20 protein-coding genes are annotated in these 20897 nt (G+C 70.7%); 12 read left to right on the top strand and 8 right to left on the bottom strand.

Annotated features, from left to right (window positions below; all coding sequences use genetic code 11):
* Positions 1–27: 27 nt before the first annotated feature.
* The 7 genes from rsmA (at position 28) to ACFU3E_RS15185 (ending at position 9828) form a co-directional block, all read left to right on the top strand.
* Positions 28–918 carry a 16S rRNA (adenine(1518)-N(6)/adenine(1519)-N(6))-dimethyltransferase RsmA gene (gene rsmA, locus ACFU3E_RS15215; protein ID WP_384156994.1) on the top strand — a complete coding sequence of 297 codons (891 nt, stop codon included), beginning with the start codon at positions 28–30 and terminating at the stop codon, positions 916–918.
* Entirely contained in the window at positions 915–1814 is a 900-nt protein-coding gene (locus tag ACFU3E_RS15210; protein WP_384156991.1) for a 4-(cytidine 5'-diphospho)-2-C-methyl-D-erythritol kinase, read from the top strand. The genes rsmA and ACFU3E_RS15210 overlap by 4 nt, the downstream gene beginning before the upstream one ends.
* 65 nt (positions 1815–1879) lie before the next feature.
* On the top strand, positions 1880–3121 hold the full coding sequence (locus tag ACFU3E_RS15205; RefSeq protein ID WP_384156988.1) for a HEAT repeat domain-containing protein: 1242 nt from the start codon (positions 1880–1882) through the stop codon (positions 3119–3121).
* A 70-nt stretch (positions 3122–3191) separates the two neighbouring features.
* Positions 3192–5000, top strand: coding sequence for an ABC-F family ATP-binding cassette domain-containing protein (locus ACFU3E_RS15200; protein WP_384156986.1), 1809 nt, complete (start codon positions 3192–3194; stop codon positions 4998–5000).
* 191 nt (positions 5001–5191) lie between these two features.
* Complete coding sequence (locus ACFU3E_RS15195) at positions 5192–6949, top strand: PQQ-binding-like beta-propeller repeat protein (RefSeq protein ID WP_384156983.1); 1758 nt, start codon at positions 5192–5194, stop codon at positions 6947–6949.
* Between the two features lie 57 nt (positions 6950–7006).
* On the top strand, positions 7007–8899 hold the full coding sequence (locus ACFU3E_RS15190; protein ID WP_384156980.1) for a PQQ-binding-like beta-propeller repeat protein: 1893 nt from the start codon (positions 7007–7009) through the stop codon (positions 8897–8899).
* A gap of 248 nt (positions 8900–9147) precedes the next feature.
* Positions 9148–9828, top strand: coding sequence for a LuxR C-terminal-related transcriptional regulator (locus tag ACFU3E_RS15185; RefSeq protein ID WP_384156977.1), 681 nt, complete (start codon positions 9148–9150; stop codon positions 9826–9828).
* A 148-nt stretch (positions 9829–9976) separates the two neighbouring features.
* Here ACFU3E_RS15185 and ACFU3E_RS15180 read toward each other — a convergent pair whose 3' ends face one another.
* On the bottom strand, positions 9977–10294 hold the full coding sequence (locus tag ACFU3E_RS15180) for a hypothetical protein (protein WP_384156974.1): 318 nt from the start codon (positions 10292–10294) through the stop codon (positions 9977–9979).
* An 18-nt stretch (positions 10295–10312) separates the two neighbouring features.
* Positions 10313–11992, bottom strand: coding sequence for a sodium:solute symporter family protein (locus ACFU3E_RS15175; protein WP_384156971.1), 1680 nt, complete (start codon positions 11990–11992; stop codon positions 10313–10315).
* 165 nt (positions 11993–12157) lie between these two features.
* On the opposite strand from ACFU3E_RS15175, the gene galT reads away from it, so the two are divergent.
* The 3 genes from galT to galK are packed head-to-tail and all read left to right on the top strand — an operon-like array spanning position 12158 to position 15405.
* Entirely contained in the window at positions 12158–13243 is a 1086-nt protein-coding gene (gene galT, locus ACFU3E_RS15170) for a galactose-1-phosphate uridylyltransferase (protein WP_384156968.1), read from the top strand.
* The gene (galE, locus tag ACFU3E_RS15165) at positions 13240–14202 is read left to right on the top strand and encodes a UDP-glucose 4-epimerase GalE (RefSeq protein ID WP_384156965.1); all 963 of its coding nucleotides are present in this window, start codon (positions 13240–13242) and stop codon (positions 14200–14202) included. Before galT ends, galE begins: the two co-directional genes overlap by 4 nt.
* Positions 14203–14229: 27 nt before the next feature.
* Positions 14230–15405: a galactokinase gene (galK, locus tag ACFU3E_RS15160; RefSeq protein ID WP_384156962.1), complete on the top strand. Its 1176-nt coding sequence runs from the start codon at positions 14230–14232 to the stop codon at positions 15403–15405.
* 89 nt (positions 15406–15494) lie between these two features.
* On the opposite strand, the gene ACFU3E_RS15155 is transcribed toward galK, so the two are convergent.
* Positions 15495–15953, bottom strand: coding sequence for a GNAT family N-acetyltransferase (locus tag ACFU3E_RS15155; RefSeq protein WP_384156959.1), 459 nt, complete (start codon positions 15951–15953; stop codon positions 15495–15497).
* A 307-nt stretch (positions 15954–16260) separates the two neighbouring features.
* On the opposite strand from ACFU3E_RS15155, the gene ACFU3E_RS15150 reads away from it, so the two are divergent.
* On the top strand, positions 16261–17028 hold the full coding sequence (locus tag ACFU3E_RS15150; protein WP_384156956.1) for a LuxR C-terminal-related transcriptional regulator: 768 nt from the start codon (positions 16261–16263) through the stop codon (positions 17026–17028).
* Here ACFU3E_RS15150 and tamR read toward each other — a convergent pair.
* Entirely contained in the window at positions 16987–17484 is a 498-nt protein-coding gene (gene tamR, locus ACFU3E_RS15145; protein WP_184561325.1) for a MarR family transcriptional regulator TamR, read from the bottom strand. The genes ACFU3E_RS15150 and tamR overlap by 42 nt on opposite strands.
* Before the next feature lie 117 nt (positions 17485–17601).
* Between tamR and ACFU3E_RS15140 the strand changes: the two genes are divergently transcribed.
* Positions 17602–18432, top strand: a complete 831-nt coding sequence (locus tag ACFU3E_RS15140) for a trans-aconitate 2-methyltransferase (RefSeq protein WP_384156953.1) — start codon at positions 17602–17604, stop codon at positions 18430–18432.
* A gap of 7 nt (positions 18433–18439) precedes the next feature.
* Here the strand turns inward: ACFU3E_RS15140 and ACFU3E_RS15135 are convergent, their stop codons facing one another.
* From ACFU3E_RS15135 to ACFU3E_RS15120, 4 genes are read right to left on the bottom strand one after another with little or no spacing between them, the layout of a single operon-like run.
* Positions 18440–18688, bottom strand: coding sequence for a type II toxin-antitoxin system RelE/ParE family toxin (locus ACFU3E_RS15135; protein WP_384156950.1), 249 nt, complete (start codon positions 18686–18688; stop codon positions 18440–18442).
* Positions 18685–18936, bottom strand: coding sequence for a type II toxin-antitoxin system Phd/YefM family antitoxin (locus ACFU3E_RS15130; protein WP_384156947.1), 252 nt, complete (start codon positions 18934–18936; stop codon positions 18685–18687). Before ACFU3E_RS15130 ends, ACFU3E_RS15135 begins: the two co-directional genes overlap by 4 nt.
* A 42-nt stretch (positions 18937–18978) precedes the next feature.
* Complete coding sequence (locus ACFU3E_RS15125) at positions 18979–19656, bottom strand: TetR/AcrR family transcriptional regulator (protein ID WP_248503713.1); 678 nt, start codon at positions 19654–19656, stop codon at positions 18979–18981.
* Positions 19653–20666, bottom strand: coding sequence for an acyl-CoA desaturase (locus ACFU3E_RS15120; RefSeq protein WP_384156943.1), 1014 nt, complete (start codon positions 20664–20666; stop codon positions 19653–19655). The genes ACFU3E_RS15125 and ACFU3E_RS15120 overlap by 4 nt, the downstream gene beginning before the upstream one ends.
* Between the last annotated feature and the right edge of the window lie 231 nt (positions 20667–20897).

Here is a 20897-nt window from a genome sequence, read left to right as displayed (position 1 = left end):
GGAACCGGACCCCCGTACCCTTGTCCCGTGACCAGCAGCCCCACCCCCGACGCCCTCCTGGGCCCCGCCGACATCCGCGAGCTCGCGGCAGCCCTCGGCGTACGCCCGACCAAGCAGCGCGGACAGAACTTCGTGATCGACGCGAACACCGTCCGCCGTATCGTCCGCACCGCACAGGTCCGCCCCGACGACGTGGTCGTCGAGGTCGGCCCGGGGCTCGGCTCGCTCACCCTCGCGCTGCTGGAGGCCGCCGACCGGGTCACGGCGGTGGAGATCGACGAGGTGCTCGCCGGCGCGCTGCCCGCGACCGTCACGGCCCGCATGCCCGAGCGCGCCGACCGGTTCGCCCTGGTCCACTCGGACGCCATGCACGTCACCGAGCTGCCGGGCCCCGCCCCGACCGCGCTCGTCGCCAACCTGCCCTACAACGTGGCCGTCCCGGTCCTGCTGCACATGCTGGACACCTTCCCGACCATCGAACGCACCCTCGTCATGGTCCAGGCGGAGGTCGCCGACCGGCTCGCCGCCCCGCCCGGCTCGAAGGTCTACGGCGTCCCCTCGGTCAAGGCCAACTGGTACGCCGAGGTCAAGCGCGCCGGTGCCATCGGGCGGAACGTGTTCTGGCCCGCGCCCAACGTCGACAGCGGCCTGGTGTCCCTGGTGCGCCGGGCCGAGCCGCTGAAGACGACGGCCTCGAAGCGCGAGGTGTTCGCCGTCGTCGACGCGGCCTTCGCCCAGCGCCGCAAGACGCTGCGGGCCGCGCTCGCCGGCTGGGCCGGATCCGCCGCCGCCGCCGAGGAGGCCCTGGTCGCCGCCGGGGTCTCGCCGCAGGCCCGGGGCGAGTCGCTGACCGTGGAAGAGTTCGCGCGTATCGCCGAGCACAAGACGAACCAGCACCAGGAGAAGGAGCCCGCGTGAGCGTCACGGTCCGCGTCCCGGCCAAGGTCAACGTCCAGCTGGCGGTCGGGGCCGCCCGCCCCGACGGCTTCCACCCGCTGGCCAACGTCTTCCTCGCGGTCGGCCTCTACGACGAGATCACCGTCACCCCGGCCGACGAGCTCCGCGTCACCTGCGACGGCCCGGACGCCGACCAGGTCCCCCTGGACCGTACGAACCTGGCGGCACGGGCGGCCGAAGCGCTCGCCGAGCGGTACGGCCGCAGCCCCGACGTGCACCTCCACATCGCCAAGGACATCCCCGTCGCCGGCGGCATGGCGGGCGGCAGCGCGGACGGCGCCGGCGCCCTGCTGGCCTGCGACGCGCTGTGGGAGACCGGCGCCTCCCGTGACGAACTCCTCGACATCTGCGCCGAGCTGGGCAGCGACGTGCCGTTCAGCCTGGTCGGCGGGGCGGCCCTCGGCATCGGGCGGGGCGAGCAGCTGACGCCCCTGGAGGTCGGCGGCACCTTCCACTGGGTGTTCGCGATGGCCCGGCGGGGCCTGTCCACACCGGCGGTGTTCCGCGAGTTCGACCGGCTCGGCGAGGGCACGGACATCCCCGATCCCGTCGCCTCCGTCGAACTCCTCGCCGCCCTCGCCAAGGGCGACCCGGACGCGCTCGCCGCCGCCGTCTCCAACGACCTCCAGCCCGCGGCCCTCTCCCTCTTCCCGGAACTCGCCGGCACCCTGGCCGCCGGCCGCGCCGCAGGCGCCCTCACCGCCCTCGTCTCGGGCTCCGGCCCGACCACGGCGTTCCTGGTCCGCGACCCGGAGTCGGCCGCCGCGGTGGCGCAGGCCCTCCTCGCGTCCGGGACGTGCCGGACGGTGCGCACGGCATCGGGCCCGGCGCCCGGGGCGACGGTCGCCGGGCGATAATCACGTGCCCCGGCCCTTGCCGGGCGCCTAGGCTCCCCCGGTTGTCACACGAGGGGGGCACAGGCGTGCGGGAACTGGTCGCGGCCGTACGGCGCGGCGATGTGGACGGAGTCCGGGCGTCTCTGGAAGCGGGGGCCGATCCGGACACCTTCGTCGGTGGCCTCCCGCTCCTCTGCCTGGCCGTGGCCGCCTACGACGAACCCGTCGCCGAAGCACTGCTGGAGGCCGGTGCCGACCCCCTGCGCCGCCTGCCCGACGGAACCACCCCGCTGCTGCGGGCGGTGGACGGCGGGTCAAACCCCCTGACCTACACGCTCGCCTGCCGCCGGACACCGCTTCCGGCGCCGGAGCGCGCGGAGATGCTGGCCCGGGCCCGGCACTGGACGGAAGTGGGAGTGGAGGCGGAACTGCGCCGCAGGACCGGCCTCACGGGGCCGGTCGAGCGGATCCGGGTCGAGGACGACGAGGCCGGCTGCTGGTGTGAACAGCTCACCCTCGGCGGGCTGACCGTGCGCGACGCGCACCGGGCGGTGCTCACCTCCATGGAGGCCCGCTACGGCGTCCGCACCCCCTTCGACGAACTGGTCGCCCGTGCCCTCGCCCACCCCGACCGGGACCACGTCGTGTGGTCGGACGTGATGTTCACGCTCGGCCGGAGGACCGACGAGGAGACCTGGCAGTGGTCCAGGGACCTGCTCAACCACCCCGGCCGGCAACACCGCCTCCTCGCCGCCGACGTGCTGCTGTCCCTGATCCTCGGAGACATCGTCACGGGACATGCCCCGTTCTGGGAGCGGGGGAGGGACCTCGTGCCCTGGGCGGAGCAGGAGCAGGACCCGGAGGTGCTGGCGGTCCTGCTCCACGCGATGACCCATGACAGCGCCCCGGAGATCGAGGCCGTCGGCCTGTCGTACCTCTCCCACCCGGACCCGGCGGTGCGCGCCCTCGTGCCGGACACCGTGCACCAGCCCGGCGACGGCAGGTCCCGGATCCGCCCCGAGAGCCTCACCATGGTGCTCACCCTGGCCGGTGACGAGGACCCCGGCGTTCGCGAGGCGGCGTGCCGCTGGCTCGCGCACTACCGGGGGAGCGAGCCCGAGGTGGCGGACGCGCTGGTCACGCTCACCCATGACGAGCGGCAGCCGGTCCGTATCCATGCCGTGTCCGGCCTGGCCTGGCGTGACGATCCGCGCTGTGTGGAGGCCGGACAGCGGATCGGCCCCCTCGACCCGGAGTCGCCGTTCGACGAGATGCTGATGGACGTGTGGCGTTACCAGCGCCGCCGGGAAGCCGCGGACGGCGGCTGACCGCCCCGGCCGGAGCACCCCCGCGCGCGACTACCCTGGGGGTCGATCCATCCCCCTTGGCAGGAGAGTAATGGCCGTCAACCTGGTCAATGTCGAGAACGTCAGCAAGGTGTACGGCACCCGCGCCCTGCTCGACGGCGTCTCCCTCGGCGTCTCCGAGGGGGACCGCATCGGCGTCGTCGGCCGCAACGGCGACGGCAAGACCACGCTCATCCGCATGCTCGCCAGGCAGGAGAGCGCCGACACCGGGCGGGTCACACACTCCGGCGGGCTCCGCCTCGGCGTGCTCACCCAGCACGACTCCCTCGACCCCGAGGCCACCGTCCGCCACGAGGTCATCGGCGACATGGCCGACCACGAGTGGGCGGGCGTCGCCAAGGTCAGGGACGTGCTGACCGGCCTGTTCGGCGGGCTCGACCTGCCGGGGTTCCCCAAGGGGCTGGACACCGTCATCGGCCCGCTCTCGGGTGGTGAGCGGCGCCGGATCGCCCTGGCCAAGCTGCTCATCGAGGACCAGGACCTGCTCGTCCTGGACGAGCCCACCAACCACCTCGACGTCGAGGGCATCGCCTGGCTGGCCAAGCATCTGCAGAACCGCAGGTCGGCGCTGGTGTGCGTCACCCACGACCGGTGGTTCCTGGACCAGGTGTGCACCCGCATGTGGGACGTCCAGCGCGGATCGGTCTTCGAGTACGAGGGCGGCTACTCCGACTACGTCTTCGCCCGGGCCGAGCGCGAGCGCATCGCCGCGACCGAGGAGGTCAAGCGGCAGAACCTGGTCCGCAAGGAGCTGGCCTGGCTGCGCCGCGGGGCTCCCGCCCGTACGTCCAAGCCGCGCTTCCGCGTCGAGGCCGCCAACGAGCTCATCGCCGACGTACCGCCGCCCCGGGACAGCAGCGAGCTGATGAAGTTCGCCTCCACCCGGCTGGGCAAGACCGTCTTCGACCTGGAGGACATCACCGTCCAGGCGGGCCCCAAGGTCCTCCTCAAGCACGTCACCTGGCAGCTCGGGCCCGGCGACCGGATCGGCCTCGTCGGCGTCAACGGCGCCGGGAAGACGTCCCTGCTGCGGGCCATGGCCGAGGCCGCCAGATCGGACGGAGAGACCCAGCCCGTCGGCGGGCGCGTCCGTGTCGGCAGGACGGTGAAGCTGGCTTACCTCTCCCAGGAGGTCGCCGAACTCGCCCCGGCCACGCGGGTGCTGGAGGCCGTGCAGCAGGTGCGCGAGCGCGTCGACCTCGGCAAGGGCCGCGAGATGACCGCCGGCCAGCTGTGCGAGACGTTCGGCTTCACCAAGGAGAAGCAGTGGACGCCCGTCGGCGACCTGTCCGGCGGTGAGCGCCGCAGGCTCCAGCTGCTGCGCCTGCTCATGGACGAGCCCAACGTCCTCTTCCTCGACGAGCCCACCAACGATCTCGACATCGAGACGCTGAACCAGCTGGAGGACGTGCTCGACGGCTGGCCCGGCTCGATGATCGTCATCTCCCACGACCGGTTCTTCATCGAGCGCACCACCGACCGGGTGTTCGCGCTGCTCGGCGACGGCGCCCTGCGGATGCTGCCGCGCGGCATCGACGAGTACCTGGAGCGGCGCCGGCGCATGGAGGAGGCCGCTGCCGCCTCGGCCCCCGCCGCCGTCTCGCAGGCCGCCGCCCCGGAGAAGAGCTCCGCCGGCCAGCGCGCCGCCAAGAAGGAGCTCCAGAAGATCGAGCGGCAGCTCGACAAGGTCTCCGAGAAGGAGACCAAGCTCCACGCCCAAATCGCCGAAAACGCCACGGACTTCGCAAAGGTCGCCGAACTGGATGCGGAGTTGCGCGAGTTGGCCGGTCAGCGCGAGGAGCTGGAGATGCGCTGGCTGGAACTCGCCGAGGATGCGTGAAGGGTGCGTGAAGGCGCATAACGACGGCATCACGGGCCGGTCCTCCCTTGGGAACAGGGGCTGATCGGGCCCGGTGCCTGTCGGAACCTGGTGATAGAAAGAGTCGTCTTAGAACTTCATGAAGCGACTCTGAGCCCATTGTGTACCTCAGGGCGTGGCTAAAAATCAGTGATCGAACGGGGGAGCCGCTGATGACTCAGCCGCCCAGTCAGCCACCGCACGGTGGCTTCGGAGCACCGCAGAACCAGCCGCCGCAGGGCGGTGGTTACGGGGCACCGCAGACCCCGCCACCGCCCCAGGGCCCGCCCCAGACGCCGCCGCCCCCGCAGGGCCCGCCGCAGCCCGGGTACGGCTACCCGCAGCAGCCTCCGCAGCAGCCCGGTCCGTACGGGCAGCCGGGACCGTACAACTCCGGCCCCTACGGCCAGCCGCAGCAGCCCGGGCCGTACGGCCAGCCCGGCTACGGCTACCCGCAGCAGCCGCAGTACCCCGGCGCGCCCGGCACCCCGCCCGGGGGCTCGCGCAACCCCTTCAAGAGCAGGCCGGCCCTCATCATCGGCGCGGCCGTCGTCGCGCTGCTCGTCGTCGGCGGCACCGTGTGGGCCGTCACCGGCGACGACGGCAAGGGCGGGAAGAAGCCGGTCGCCCAGAAGACCGACGACGCCAAGCCCGCCTCCTCCGCCCCGGTCAACCCCGGTGACGGCAGCGGCGACGGCGGCGAGGACCCGGAGGACCTCAACGAGGGCCGCCAGGCCGGCGAGGCCAAGGTCCTCTGGTACAAGGAGGCGCCCGACGCCCCCGGCTCCGGCGCGGACGCCGACGGCATGTGGATCACCGGCAAGACCGCCGTGAAGGCTGCCTACAAGCAGCTCTTCGCCTACAACGTCGGTGACGGCAAACCGGCCTGGGACGCGATCACCTTCCCGCAGAAGATCTGCGCGACGACTCCGCAGAAGACGACCGACGACAAGATCGTCGTCGCGTACATGAGCGGCAGCAGCGACCGCGCCAAGTGCAACCAGCTGCAGGAGATCGACCTCGGCACCGGCGAGAAGGGCTGGAAGGAAGAGGTCGCCGACGGCGCCCTGTTCGACTCCACGCGCTCCGTCGAACTGTCCATCACCGGCAAGACGCTGATGGTGGGCCGCTCCCAGTCCGGCACGGCGTACGACGTCACCGACGGCGACAAGCTCTTCGACAAGAAGAAGTACGGCGACGCCTGCTTCCCCGTCGCGTTCGCCGGCGGCGAGAAGCTGATCGCCGTCTCCTCCTGCGGTGCCGGCACCGACAAGCAACACGACGAGGTCCAGGAGCTCGACCCGAAGACCGGCGACGCCAAGTGGACCCAGCCGTTCGACAAGGGCTGGCGGGTCGCGCGCACCTACTCGGTCAGCCCGCTGGTCGTCTACAGCACCAACGAGGACAAGAAGGCCTGGAACATCTCCAGCTTCACCTCCGGCGGCAAGTTCCGCTCGCAGGTCGGCTTCGACGAGGACTTCGCTCCCGAGTGCGGCTGGGCCATCCTCGAACGTGACCTCACGGGCTGCGAGGGCGTCGCCGTCGACGACACCACGCTGTACCTGCCGACCGAGGCCACCTCCGGCGCCAACGAGATCGTCGCGGTCAACCTCGCCGACGGCAAGGAGAAGTGGCGCGTGAAGTCGCCCTCCGACGAGTCGATGCTGCCGGTCAAGACCGAGCGCGGCAAGCTCATCGCCTATGTGGAGCCGTCGTACGACGCGGGCGGGCAGATCGTGTCCATCCCGACCGGCGGCGGCAGCCACAAGCCGTCCAAGCTGCTGCAGAACCCGCAGAATGCAGCGGACATCGAGGACAGCTTCTTCTCCAAGGACATCGACTGGGCCGACGGGCGTTTCTACATCTCGACGACCCGGCTGAGCGGGAACGACGACACGAAGGAGAAGTTGATGCTCGCCTACGGCAAGTGACTCCTCCTCCTTCCGAACTCCCCCGTCGTCCGTCCCCTTCCCCGAGGTGTCCACGCCATGACCCAGCCGCCGCCCCCGCCGCCCCAGCAGCCCCCGCAGGGGGACGGCTTCGGGCCGCCCCAGGGCCAGCCGCCCCAGGACCAGCAGTCGCAGACCCCGCCGCCGCCCGCGGCCGGGCCGGACCTCGGCAAGGCCCCGGAGCCGGGATACGGCTACCCCCAGGCGCCGCAGACCCCTCCGCCGGCCGCCCCGCAGACCCCGCCCCAGCCTCCGCAGGGGTACGGCTATCCGCAGGGCGCACCCGCGCCCCAGCCTCCGCAGGCCCCGCCCGGCTACGGCTACCCCGGTCAGCAGCCGGGGCCGTACGGGCAGCCGCAGCAGGCGCCCTACGGGCAGCCGGGATACGGGCAGCCGGGGTACGGGCAGCCGGGGTACGGGCAGCAGCCCGGTTACGGCTATCCGCAGCAGACCATGCCGCACCAGCCGCAGGCCGGACAGCCGGGCGGTGGCAAGAAGGTCAACGCGCAGATGGCCATCATCGTCGCCGCGGTCGTGGCGATCGCCCTGATCATCGGCGGCGGTGTCTGGTACGCCAAGTCCGGCGGGGACGAGGGCAAGAAGGACGACACCGCCGGCTCCAGCGGCGGCACCGGCGGCACGGACGACAACAACGGCGGTGCCGCCTCCGGCAAGGAGAAGGCACCGTCCGACCCCAGCGCCAAGGTCCTCTTCCAGGTCCCGGCGCCCGAGGTGAAGAACGACAGCACGGTCGTCGTCTCCGGCTCGTGGCTCACCGACAAGGCGTACGTCAAGAGCGGCATCGCCCAGATCGTCGGCTACGACCGCGACAAGGGCGGCGAGCTGTGGAAGATCCCGCTGGACGGCCCGGTCTGCCAGGCCAGCCGCCACGTCACCGACGACAACCTGACGGCGATCCTCTACCAGCCGGCGATGCCCACCAAGGCCGACCCCTCGCACGGGTGCAGCCAGGTCGCGCTCATCGACCTCGACGCCGGCAAGAGGCTCTGGACCAAGACCGTCAAGACCGGTGACGAGCTGATCACCTTCGACAACGTCACCCTCAGCGGGAAGACCATCGCCGTCGGCAGCACCAGCGGCGGCGCCGCCTTCGACGTCTCCGGCAAGCTCCTGTGGAGCCCGAAGCCGGCCGACTCCTGCTACGACGCCGGGTACGGCGGGGGTGAGAAGCTGGTCGCGGTGCGCAAGTGCGGCCCCTACGACCAGCGACAGCTGCACATCCAGACCATCGACCCGAAGTCCGGGAAGGTGATCTCGGAGTACAAGATGGCCAAGGGCATCGAGTACGCGAGCATCGTGTCGACCAACCCGCTGCTCGTGGCCGCCGACGTCGGCGACTCCGCGGGCGACGGCAGCGGCATCTCCGACTTCTTCTCCATCGACGGCAAGACCGGCAAGCTGCGCACGCGCATCTCCGCGCCGGGCGAGCAGTTCGCGGCCCGCTGCGAGGGCATCACCCGCGTCGAGGCCTGCAACCTGCTGGCCGTCGGCAACGACCGGCTGTACCTGCCGACCGAGGAGCACGACGGCACCGGCAAGTACAGCCAGACCAACGAGATCGTCGCCTTCGACCTCGCCACCGGCAAGCAGACCGGGCAGCGGGCCGACGCGGGCGACGGCTACACGATCTCGCCGCTGCGCATGGACGGCGGCAACCTGATCGCGTACAAGCGTCCCCCGTACGACAAGGGCGGACAGATCGTGAGCATCGCCGGGGGCAGCTTCAAGGAGACGGTGCTGCTGGAGAACCCCGCGACGGACAGGGTCCGCGATGTGGAGACCAGCATGTCGCCGGAGTACTCCGAGTTCCTCTACTCCGAGGGGCACCTCTACATGTCCAAGGTGTACGCGAGCAAGCGGTCGACGACGAGGGAGAAGGAGTACCTGGCGGTCGGCTTCGGTACGAGCTGATCGGGCACTGACCGGGCTCTGACCGGTTCTTGATCGACTGGTGGCTGATGCGGCCCCGTCCCTGTTCAGGGGCGGGGCCGTTCGTGTGGGGCGCGGTCAACCTGGCGTGAGAGGAATATCGGCGATCCGGGGCGATTCTCGCGGGTAGGGGGAGCGCAACGTCGAACAAGCGTGTAGCTTCCGGGGGCATGAAGGCGGGGGAGCCGGGGGGCTTCCATGGGGGGCTGGGGTGACTGGGGGGTTGCTCGATGGGAGTGCGGCTCATGGTGGTCGACGACCACCGTTTGCTGGCCGAGGCGCTGGCTTCGGCGTTGAAGCTGCGGGGGCACCGGGTGCTGGCCGCGGCGGCGCCGGCCGCGGGGGCGGCCGAGCTGGTGATCACACGGGCGCCGGAGGTGTGCCTGCTGGGGACGGCGACGCCGGCGGAGCCGGGGATCTTCGACCCGGTGGTGAAGATCAAGCGGGAGCGGCCGCAGGTCGCGGTGCTGGTGCTGGGGCCGGTGCCGAACCCTCGGGGCATCGCGGCGGCCTTCGCGGCGGGGGCCTCCGGCTATGTGCGGCACGATGAGCGCATAGAGGGTGTCGAGCGGGCGATCATGAAGGCGCGGGCGGGGGAGGCGGCGGTGGCGCCGCAGCTGCTGCAGGGAGCGTTCAGCGAGTTGCTCAACCCGGCGGCCCAACCGGACGACGAGGGCCAGCGGCTGCTCCAGATGCTCACGCCGCGCGAGGTGGAGGTCCTGGTCCGTGTCGCCGACGGCGAGGACACCCGCCTGATCGCGGCGGGCATGGGCATCGCACCGTCGACGGCGCGTACGCATGTGCAGAGGGTGCTGATGAAACTGGGCGTGGGTTCGCGGTTGGAGGCGGCGGCTCTGGCGGCGCGGACGGGTCTGCTGGACCGGGCGGGGCCGGTCCAGCGGGAGCCATGAGCGTGTGGCGCACGCCGTCCGGTGCGGGCCGGGGCCGGGTCGGGGGGTGTCCGTCCTCGGAACGGCGCGATGGGGTGTCATCCCGGCCGACTGGCGTTGACGCGCCGACCGCTGCGGGCACCGACGCCGGGCACCGGACGACCCCGGGCTACTCCACCCCCTGGTCGTCCTTCGGCTCAACCCCCGGAGGGGCCGGTGCCGCGGGCCTCAGCTTCAGCCAGACCAGGAAGAACAGCCCCAGGGCGAGCATCCCCAGCCCGGTCCACAGGTTGATGTTGACGCCCTCCGCCTTGTCGATGTCGGCGTCGGACGCCGTGAACCCCGCGATCGTGACGATGACGCCGTAGACCACGAACAGCCCGCCGATGATCCGCCGGATGTCGAACAGCCGCGCAGCGGTCGCCGACTTGCCCTGCAGCTCGGTGACTTCCCGCTGCACGTCCTTCTCGGAGTAGAACTCGGACATCTGTCGATCCTCCCTCGGTCAGAACGAGAACGGGATGTAGCAGGCCGCGGCCAGGACGACCGCGCCCCAGCCCAGCAGCGCCGGCTTGCGGTACCAGGCCTCGTCCCCGGGGGCCGGCGGCTCCGCCATGCCGGGCGAGGTCGTGCCGTAGACCAGTCCCTGGAGTTCCTCGGCGGGCTTCGGCGCGGTGAAGAGCGACACCGCGACCATGACGACCGCGCCCGCGACGAATCCCGCGATCGCCGAGACGAAGTTCGCGCCCTGGTCGGAGGGGATGTCGATGACGTCCTGCTTGTAGAGGACGAAGTAGTTGACCATGGCCGCAGCGGTGCCCGCGAGCAGCCCCCAGAAGCCGGACTTCATCGAGGCCCGCTTCCAGAACATGCCGATGATGAAGACGACGAACATCGGCACGTTGAAGAAGGAGAACAGCGTCTGGAGGTAGGCCATGATGTTCGAGAAGGACCGCGCCAGGAACGCCGTGCCGATGGAGGCCAGGACGCCGATCGCGGTGATGAGCCGGCCGAAGCGCACGTAGTACTCGTCCTGGCGGCCCTTGACGACGTACTTCGCCCAGATGTCCGTCGTGAACACGGTGTTGAAGGACGACACGTTCGCCGCCATTCCCGCCATGAACGCCGCGAGCAGGCCGGTGACGGCGATGCCCAGCACACCGTTGGGCAGCAGTTGCTCCATCAGGTACGGGATGGCGTCGTTGTACTGGAGGTCGGAGCCGGAGGTGCCGATCTTCGGGACGAGCACCGCGGCGACGAGACCCGGGATCATCACCAGGAACACGATGAAGATCTTCGGGAACGCGGCGATCAGCGGGGTGCGCTGGGCTGCCGAGAGGTTCTTCGCGGAGAGCGCGCGCTGCACCTCGGCGAAGTTCGTCGTCCAGTAGCCGAAGGAGAGGACGAAACCGAGGCCCAGGACGATCGTGAGCCAGTTCGCGCCGAGCGGGTTGTCGCTGCCGATGCCCGTGCCGCCCCAGGACGTCATGAAGTCGGCGCCGCGGCTCTCGGTGAGGGAGTCGGACAGGCCGTCCCAGCCGCCGACCTTCTTCAGGCCGAGCACCGTGATCGGGATGAGCGCGGCGAGGATGACGAAGAACTGCAGGACCTCGTTGTAGATCGCAGAGGACAGGCCGCCGAGGGTGATGTAGGCGAGGACGAAGAAGCCGGCGACGACGATCGCCACCCACTCCGGCCAGCCCAGCAGCGCCTCGACGACGATGGCCAGGGCGTAGAGGTTGACGCCGGCGATGAGGATCGCGGCGAGGGCGAAGAGGACCGAACTGAGCAGGTGTGCCGCCCTGTCGAAGCGCAGCAGCAGGAACTCGGGGACCGAGCGGACCTTGGAGCCGTAGTAGAAGGGCATCATCACCAGGCCGAGGAAGACCATGGCCGGGATGGCGCCGATCCAGTACCAGTGCGTGGTGTAGACGCCGTACTGGGCGCTGTTGGCGGCCATGCCCAGGATCTCGGTGGCGCCCAGGTTGGCGGCGATGAACGCGAGACCGGTGACCCAGGCGGGCAGGGACCGGCCGGAGAGGAAGAAGTCGAGACTGGTCCTCACCGAGCGGCGGGCGGCGAAGCCGATGCCGAGGACGACGACGAAGTAGATGCCGAGGATCGTGTAGTCGAGCCAGTTGGTGGGGAGCCGCAGCTCGGCTGCCAGGTGGGTGGGGGGATGCATGAGCCCTCGCTTCGTTGCGCGAACTGATACGTCGCGGGATCTCCTTCTCCGCGTTCAGCGATGGAACACGTCTGCTGATGCCCTTTGTTTGATTGTGATGTTGACGAATGTGGGCGGGTGGTGTTTTGATATGTTGGGTTATGTTTGAAGGATGAGGAGTCCGGCGTGAAGAAGACCTCGACCCGGCTGGCCGACGGTCGCGAGCTCATCTACTACGACCTGCGTGACGACAGCGTGCGCGACGCGGCCGACCGCCGCCCGCTCGACCGCACCGTCACCACGTCCGAGATCCGCCGCGACCCTCTGCTCGGTGACTCCGTCGCCATCGCCTCCCACCGCCAGGGCCGCACCTACCACCCCCCGGCCGACGAGTGCCCCCTGTGCCCGTCGGCGGGCGATCGCCTGAGCGAGATCCCGGACGCGTCGTACGACGTCGTCGTCTTCGAGAACCGCTTCCCCTCACTCGCCGGCGACTCGGGCCGCTGCGAGGTCGTCTGCTTCACCTCCGACCACCACGCGTCCTTCGGCGAGCTCACCGAGGAGCAGGCGGGCCTGGTGCTGGAAGCGTGGACGGACCGTACGTCGGAGCTGTCCCATCTCCCCTCCGTCGAGCAGGTGTTCTGCTTCGAGAACCGGGGGGCCGAGATCGGCGTGACCCTCCAGCACCCCCACGGGCAGATCTACGCCTACCCCTTCACCACGCCCCGCACCGCGCTGACGCTCCGCTCGGTCGCGGCCCACAAGGAGATGACCGGCGGGGAGAACCTCTTCGACGCCGTCCTGGAGCGTGAACTCGCCGGCGAGCGGGTCGTCCTGGAGGGTGAACACTGGGCGGCCTTCGTGCCGTACGCGGCGCACTGGCCGTACGAGGTCCACCTGTACCCCAAGCGCCGCGTGCCCGACCTGCTCGGCCTGGACGAGGGCGCGCGCACAGAGTTCCCCAAGGTCTATCTGGAACTCTTGAGGCGCTTCGACCGGATCTTCGATGGGCGGGACGGAGGGGAAGGCTCCGCGGGCGAGCCTCCGACGCCGTACATCGCGGCCTGGCACCAGGCCCCGTTCGGCGCGCTGGAGGAATTCGACGGTGTCGTGCGCGAGGACTTCGCGCTGCACCTCGAGCTTTTCACCATCCGCCGCACTTCCGGCAAGCTGAAGTTCCTCGCGGGTTCCGAGTCCGGCATGAACGTGTTCATCAACGACGTGCCGCCGGAGCGCGCGGCCCAGCGACTGCGAGAGGTAGCGAGTTCATGAGCGGGAAGTACCTGGTGACGGGCGGCGCGGGATACGTCGGCAGCGTGGTCGCGCAGCACCTGCTGGAGGCCGGTCACGAGGTCGTCGTCCTCGACAACCTCTCCACGGGCTTCCGCGAGGGCGTCCCGGCGGGCGCGTCGTTCGTCGAGGGCGACATCCGCGACGCGGCCAAATGGCTGGACGCGTCGTTCGACGGCGTGCTGCACTTCGCCGCGTTCTCGCAGGTCGGCGAGTCGGTCGTGCAGCCGGAGAAGTACTGGGACAACAACGTCGGCGGCACCATGGCGCTGCTGGCCGCGATGCGTGAGGCGGGCGTCCGCAAGCTCGTCTTCTCCTCCACGGCGGCCACGTACGGCGAACCGGAGGAGGTCCCGATCGTCGAGTCGGCCCCGACGTCCCCGACGAACCCGTACGGCGCCTCGAAGCTCGCCGTCGACCACATGATCACCGGCGAGGCGGCCGCCCACGGACTGGGCGCGGTCTCGCTGCGCTACTTCAACGTGGCGGGCGCCTACGGCGAGTACGGCGAGCGCCACGACCCCGAGTCCCACCTGATCCCGCTGGTCCTGCAGGTCGCGCAGGGCAGGCGCGAGGCGATCTCGGTCTTCGGCGACGACTACCCGACGCCGGACGGCACCTGCGTGCGCGACTACATCCACGTCGCGGACCTGGCCGAGGCCCACCTGCTGGCGCTGACGGCCGCCGCCCCCGGCGAGCACCTGATCTGCAACCTCGGCAACGGCAACGGCTTCTCGGTCCGCGAGGTCATCGACACGGTCCGCACGGTGACGGGCCACCCGATCCCGGAAGTGGTCGCTCCGCGCCGGGGCGGCGACCCCGCGGTCCTGGTGGCGTCGGCCGCCACGGCCCGCGAGAAGCTGGGCTGGAACCCGTCCCGCGCGGACCTCGCGGGAATCGTCGCGGACGCGTGGGACTTCGCGCAGCGGCGCGGTAACTAGAACGTACGGAAGGGTCAGGAGTCAGGCATGAGCGAGGCTGTTGCCGACACGGTCGCCGAGGCGGTCGCCGCACGGTTCACGGAGCTGTACGGCGCCGGGCCGCACGGCGTCTGGGCGGCGCCGGGCCGCGTCAACCTCATCGGCGAGCACACGGACTACAACGACGGCTTCGTCATGCCGTTCGCCCTGCCGCACACGGCGGTGGCGGCGGTGTCGCGCCGAGAGGACGGAGTCCTCCGCCTGCACTCGGCGGACGTCGAGGCAGGAGTCACCGAACTCCGCCTGGACGACCTCGCCCCCGGGTCGGACAAGAACTGGACGGCGTATCCGGCGGGCGTGGTCTGGGCCCTGCGCGAGGCGGGCCACGCGGTCACCGGCGCGGACGTCCACCTGGCCTCCACGGTACCGTCGGGCGCGGGCCTGTCGTCGTCGGCGGCCCTGGAGGTCGTCGTCGCCCTGGCCCTGAACGACCTCTTCTCCCTCGGCCTGCGCGGCTGGCAGCTGGCCCGCCTGTGCCAGCGGGCGGAGAACGTCTACGTCGGTGCCCCGGTCGGCATCATGGACCAGACGGCGTCGGCCTGCTGCGAGGCCGGCCACGCCCTCTTCCTCGACACGCGTGACCTCTCCCAGAAGCAGATCCCCTTCGACCTGGCGGCCGAGGGCATGCGCCTCCTGGTCGTCGACACGCAGGTCAAGCACTCCCACAGCGAGGGCGAGTACGGCAAGCGCCGGGCCGGCTGCGAGAAGGGCGCGGCCCTGCTGGGCGTGGACGCGCTCCGGGACATCCCCCACGCCGGCCTGGACGCGGCCCTGGCCCGCCTGGGCGACGAGGAGGAGGTCCGCCGGCTGGTCCGCCACATCGTCACGGAGAACGAGCGCGTCGAACGGGTCGTCTCCCTCCTGGAGTCGGGCGAGACCCGCGCGATCGGCCCCGTCCTGATCGAGGGCCACGCCTCGCTCCGCGACGACTTCCGCATCTCCTGCCCGGAACTGGACCTGGTCGTCGACACGGCCCTGGCGTCCGGCGCCCTGGGCGCCCGCATGACGGGCGGCGGCTTCGGCGGCTCGGCGATCGTCCTCGCGGAGGAGCCGGACGTGGACGCCCTCACCAAGGCGGTGACAGAGGCCTTCGCGGCAGCGGGCTTCACGGCCCCCCGCGTCTTCGAAGCGGTCCCGTCGCCGGGAGCACGCCGCCTGCACTGACCCGACCCGACGAGAGCGGCGCCCTTCCCTTGGCGGGGGCGCCGCTCTCGCCCTTCGGACGATGACGCGCCGTCACCCCTCCCCGCAGCTCAGCACAGCCTCTTCGTCAGCGTGTACTCCGTGATCCCCGGCGGATAGTCCGGCACCACGCACACCACGTCGTACCCCTGCTTCTCGTAGAACCTCGGGGCCTGGAAGTCCCAGGTCTCCAGGCGGGCCGAGCGGCAGCCGCGGGAGGTTGTCGCGATGTGCTCCGCCTGCGCGAGCAGCCGTGCGCCCAGACCCCTTCCGCGGTGGCGTTCGTCGACCCAGAGGTAGGTCACGTGGAGCCAGGTCGCCCAGGTGTGGCCGACCAGGCCGCCGGCGAGGTCGTCGTCGCCGTCGTTCACAGCCCACACATGCAAGGGGGCGTCCCTTTCGTCCGGTGTCCCGCGCAGGGCGCGCAGGATCGGAGAGGCGGCTGTGTTCGTGTCCCGCAGGCGTGTGCGGAGCAGATCACGTCGGGCCTTGTCGACTTCTGTCTCAAGACGGAACATGCGGCACACCATAAACGCGTCGGACGGTCAGTTCTGCAAATAACCTTCCGCTCCGGGCCCCCGTCCGTACCCTGATGAACAGCACCGGTGGGGGCCGGTGCCGATCAGGGGGCGAGACAGCCGGGTACGACGCCCGGGGTGGGGTAGCGGTTACTGCGCGGCGGCGGCCGTGCGGCTGCGGCGACCCGAACAGGCTGCTGCGGCAAGGACGAACGGTCGGACGCAGCAGACCCGGACACTCCGGCGTCGTATCCGCGCGGTGTCATCCTCCGCGGATGGGGTATCCCCTGCTCTTCAGGAGCTCGGGGAAGGGGGTTTCGTGGTTCGCGTCCGAGTCCTGGTCGTCGACGACCATCGCATCTTCGCCGAGTCACTCGCGGCGGCCCTGGCCGCCGAGCCCGATGTCGACGTCTCCGCGGCCGGCAGCGGTCCGGCCGCGCTGCGCTGCCTTGAGCGGGCGGTCGCCGAGGGGCGGCGGTTCGACGTGCTGCTCGTGGACGCCGACCTGGGCGGCAAGGTGCCGGGCGCCCGCCCGGCCGTACCCGTGCAGGAGGGCAACGAGGACGGGCTCGTCGACGGGATCTCCCTCGTCACGGGAGTGCGCTCGGCACAGCCCAACGTACGGATCGTCGTGCTCGCCGAGAAGGACGATCCGCGGCGGGCGGCGCTCGCCCTGCAGGCCGGCGCCTCCGGATGGGTGGCGAAGGACTGCTCGCTGTCCCGGCTGCTCACGGTCATCCGGGGCGTGCTGCGGGAGGAGACCCATCTGCCGCCCGCTCTGCTGACGGGCGTACTGCGGGAGCTCACCGCCGCCCGCAAGCACCGCACCGAGAGCGAGCGGCTCGTCGAGTCCCTCACTCCGCGTGAGCGGGAAGTGCTGCGGTGCATGGTGGCGGGACTGGGGCGCAAGGCCGTCGCCGAGCGCCTGTATCTGTCGCCGCACACCGTGCGGACTCATATGCAGAACGTCCTCGGCAAGCTCGGCGTGCATTCCACCCTCGCCGCCGTCGCCCTCGCCCGGCGGGCCGGGGTCGGGCCCGTGGACCTAGCCGGGGATGTTGTCGAACGGGGCGGTCAGCTGGCGTAGCAGACCCGCCAGTTCACCGCGCTGGGCCCGGGAGAGCTCCGCGAGGATCGCGCGCTCCTGGTCCAGCAGACCCGCCAGGGCCTGGTCCGCGCGGTCCCGGCCCTCGTCCGTCAGCCGGACCAGGACGCCTCGGCGGTCACTGGGGTCGGGGAGTCGTTCCACCAGGCCCTTCTTGGCCAGGCGGTCGATGCGGTTCGTCATCGTGCCCGAGGTGACCAGGGTCTGGGTGAGGAGCTGTCCGGGCGAGAGCTGGTACGGCGTGCCCGCGCGGCGCAGGGCCGTCAGGACGTCGAACTCCCACGGCTCCAGGTTGTGCTCGGCGAACGCCAGCCGCCGCGCCCGGTCCAGATGCCGGGCCAGTCTGCTCACACGGCTGAGCACCTCGAGCGGTTCCACGTCGAGGTCCGGGCGCTCCCGGCGCCACGCTGCGACCAGCCGATCGACCTCGTCCTCCATGACGATCAGTGTAGTGGTTGTGTCGACGTAGAGTCTCTTGATGTCAAGCTTCTTGACATCGAGGTAATTCCGGGGTCACGCTGGGTGTGCGTCACCACCAGGACACCAGGAGGACCCATGCCCGCAGCCGCCCCCACCTGGGACCCCGCCCAGTACCTCCGTCACGCGGGCCACCGCGCCCGGCCCTTCGCCGACCTCCTCGCCCGCGTCCCCGACCTGCCCACACCGCCGCCCTCGGGTCACCCCCGCATCGCCGACCTCGGCTGCGGCCCCGGCAACGTCACCACGCTGCTCGCCGCCCGCTGGCCCACCGCCCGGATCACCGGCTACGACAACTCGCCGGAGATGCTCGACAGGGCCCACGTCGATCACGAGGGGCCCACGTCCGGCGGCGGGCGTCTCGGCTTCGGCCTCGCCGACGTACGGACATGGGCGCCGGACGAGCCGCACGACCTGATCGTCAGTAACGCCACGCTGCAGTGGGTGCCGGGGCACGTCGAGCGGTTCGCCGACTGGGTGGCCGGGCTGAAACCCGGCGGCACCCTCGCCTTCCAGGTGCCGGGCAACTTCGACGCCCCCAGTCACCGGCTCATGCGCGAACTCGCCGCCTCCCCGCGCTGGCGCGACCGGCTCGCCGGCACTCTGCGCCACGCCGACGCCGTCCTCACCCCCGCGGCCTACCTCGCGCGGCTGACGTCCCTCGGCTGTGCGGCCGACGTGTGGGAGACGACGTACATCCACCTGCTCCAGGGCGAGGACCCGGTGCTGGACTGGGTGAAGGGGACCGGCCTGCGGCCGGTGCTGACCGCGCTCGCCGAGGAGCCCGAGGCGCGGGCGGCCTTCGTCGCGGAGTACCGGGCGGCCTTGCGCGAGGTCTACCCGGCCGGCCCGCACGGCACGCCGTTCCCGTTCCGCCGGGTGTTCGCGGTGGCCCGGAAACGAGGGTGACCGGTGGTCAGTGGGTGCGGCCGAGGTGAGTGACGAGGATGTGGATCACGTCATCGTCGATGGCGTAGAGGACGCGGTAGCCGCCGACGCGAAGTCGGCGGAAATCCCAGCCGTAAGGAGTGGAGGCGGCGGGACGTGGAGTTTCGGCGAGGGCGTCGACGGCCTCGTACACGGCGGCGAGTCCGTCCGGGTCGTCCTTGAGGAAGCGCACCGCCGCGTTCGTGGCGTTCGGCTCCCAGATGATGCGGTAGGTCACGGGCGCAGCCCCAGCATGCGCCCGACCTCTTCGTGCGGAACGCCCTCGCCGAGCGTGCCCTCCGCCTTGCGTCGCTGATGGTCGGCGACAGCCAGTGCGTCCTCGAGATCCTCTATCACCTGCGGAGACACGAGCAGCGCGGCCACATGGCCGTGGTCGGTGATGGCGATGGTCTCGCGGCTGTGGGCCGCGCGCCGGACCAGGTCGCCGAGCTGGGAACGGGCGGAGCTGATCGTGATCTCAGTCATGCGCACATGGTGCCACAAGGTTAATCTCGTGGCACCGTGGTTTCAGCTCTTGCGGCGCCCTATCAGGTGCGGCTTGGCCTCTATCCCGTCCAGGCCGTGCCACGCCAGGTTCACCAGGTGCGCCGCCACCTCGGCCTTCTTCGGCCTGCGCACGTCCAGCCACCACTGCCCGGTCAGGGCGACCATGCCGACCAGGGCCTGGGCGTACAGCGGGGCCAGCTTGGGGTCGAAGCCCCGGCTCTTGAACTCGCGGCCCAGGATGTCCTCCACCTGTGTGGCGATGTCCGAGATCAGCGAGGCGAAAGAGCCCGTCGACTGGGGGATGGGGGAGTCACGGACCAGGATGCGGAAGCCGTCCGTGTACTCCTCGATGTAGTCCAGCAGGGCGAACGCCGCCTGCTCGCACAGTTCGCGGGGGTGACCGGCCGTGAGCGAGCTGGTCACCATGTCCAGCAGGCGCCGCATCTCACGGTCCACCACGACCGCGTACAGCCCTTCCTTGCCGCCGAAGTGCTCGTACACCACCGGCTTGGAGACCCCGGCCTTCGCCGCGATCTCCTCCACCGACGTGCCCTCGAACCCCTTCGCCGCGAAGAGCGTGCGGCCGATCTCCAGCAGCTGCTGACGGCGCTCGGCACCGGTCATCCGGGTGCGACGCGCTCGCCGCGGCTTGTCATTGCTGGGGGTGCTGCTCGAGTCGGTCGCCACAGCGACCATCATGCCGCCTCGACGGGCTCCTTCCCGTGCGGGGAGCCGCCTTCCCCGGTGTTACGGCGCGAATCGATACGGGAGCGTGACGGCCACCGCACGTCGTACGCCCAGCCCGCCCTCTCGAACCAGCGGATCAGCCGGGCGGACGAATCCAGCTGCCCGCGCATCACACCGTGCCGCGCCGAGGTCGGGTCGGCGTGGTGCAGGTTGTGCCAGGACTCACCGCAGGACAGGATCGCCAGCCACCACACGTTGCCCGAGCGGTCACGCGACTTGAAGGGGCGCTTGCCCACCGCGTGGCAGATCGAGTTGATCGACCAGGTCACGTGGTGCAGCAGGGCCACCCGGACGAGCGAACCCCAGAAGAACGCCGTGAACGCGCCCCACCAGGACATCGTGACCAGACCGCCGATCAGTGGCGGCAGCCCCAGAGACACCACCGTCCACAGGGTGAACTGGCGGGAGATGTTCCGGAGCGTCTTGTCCTTGATCAGGTCGGGGGCGTACTTCTCCTGCGACGTCTGCTCCTCATCGAACATCCATCCGATGTGCGCCCACCACAGGCCCTTCATCAGGGCCGGGAGGGTCTCACCGAACCGCCACGGCGAGTGTGGGTCACCCTCCGCGTCGGAGAACTTGTGGTGCTTGCGGTGATCGGCCACCCAGCGCACCAGCGGACCCTCGACCGCCATGGACCCCGCGACCGCCAGCGCGATCTTCAAAGGCCGCTTGGCCTTGAAGGAGCCATGGGTGAAGTGACGGTGGAATCCGATCGTGATGCCGTGGCACCCCAGGTAGTAGAAGAAGACCAGCAGACCGAGGTCCAGCCAGCTCACCCCCCAGCCCCACGCCAGCGGAACCGCCGCCAGCAGCGCGAGGAAGGGAACGGTGATGAAGAGGAGGAGGGCGATCTGCTCGATGGACCGCTTCTTCTCGCCGCCCAGTGTGGCGGAAGCGGCATCGGTGGTCTGGCCGGGCGCCTTCGGGGCGTCCTCGATCACATCGGAACTACTGGTCATACGCGTCCCCTGGGGGGTATGTGGATGGAGAAGGAGTGGCCGGGGCACGCCAACCGCGACGTGCTTCCTACGGTTCCGTAACCTACGGCATCGTAAGTATGGCAGTGCGTCGCCCGGCGGCAAGAGCCCGCGACCCTGCGCGTCCCGGCCGACACCTATCCTGGAGTCGGTCGGACAGCGCGGTCCGCTCTGATTTCTTCCCGGATGTCCGATCTGTATGCGGCACACGCC

This window comes from Streptomyces sp. NPDC057424 (assembly GCF_042803315.1).
Taxonomy (GTDB): Bacteria; Actinomycetota; Actinomycetes; order Streptomycetales; family Streptomycetaceae; genus Streptomyces.
This window is presented reverse-complemented; position numbering and strand designations above follow the sequence as displayed.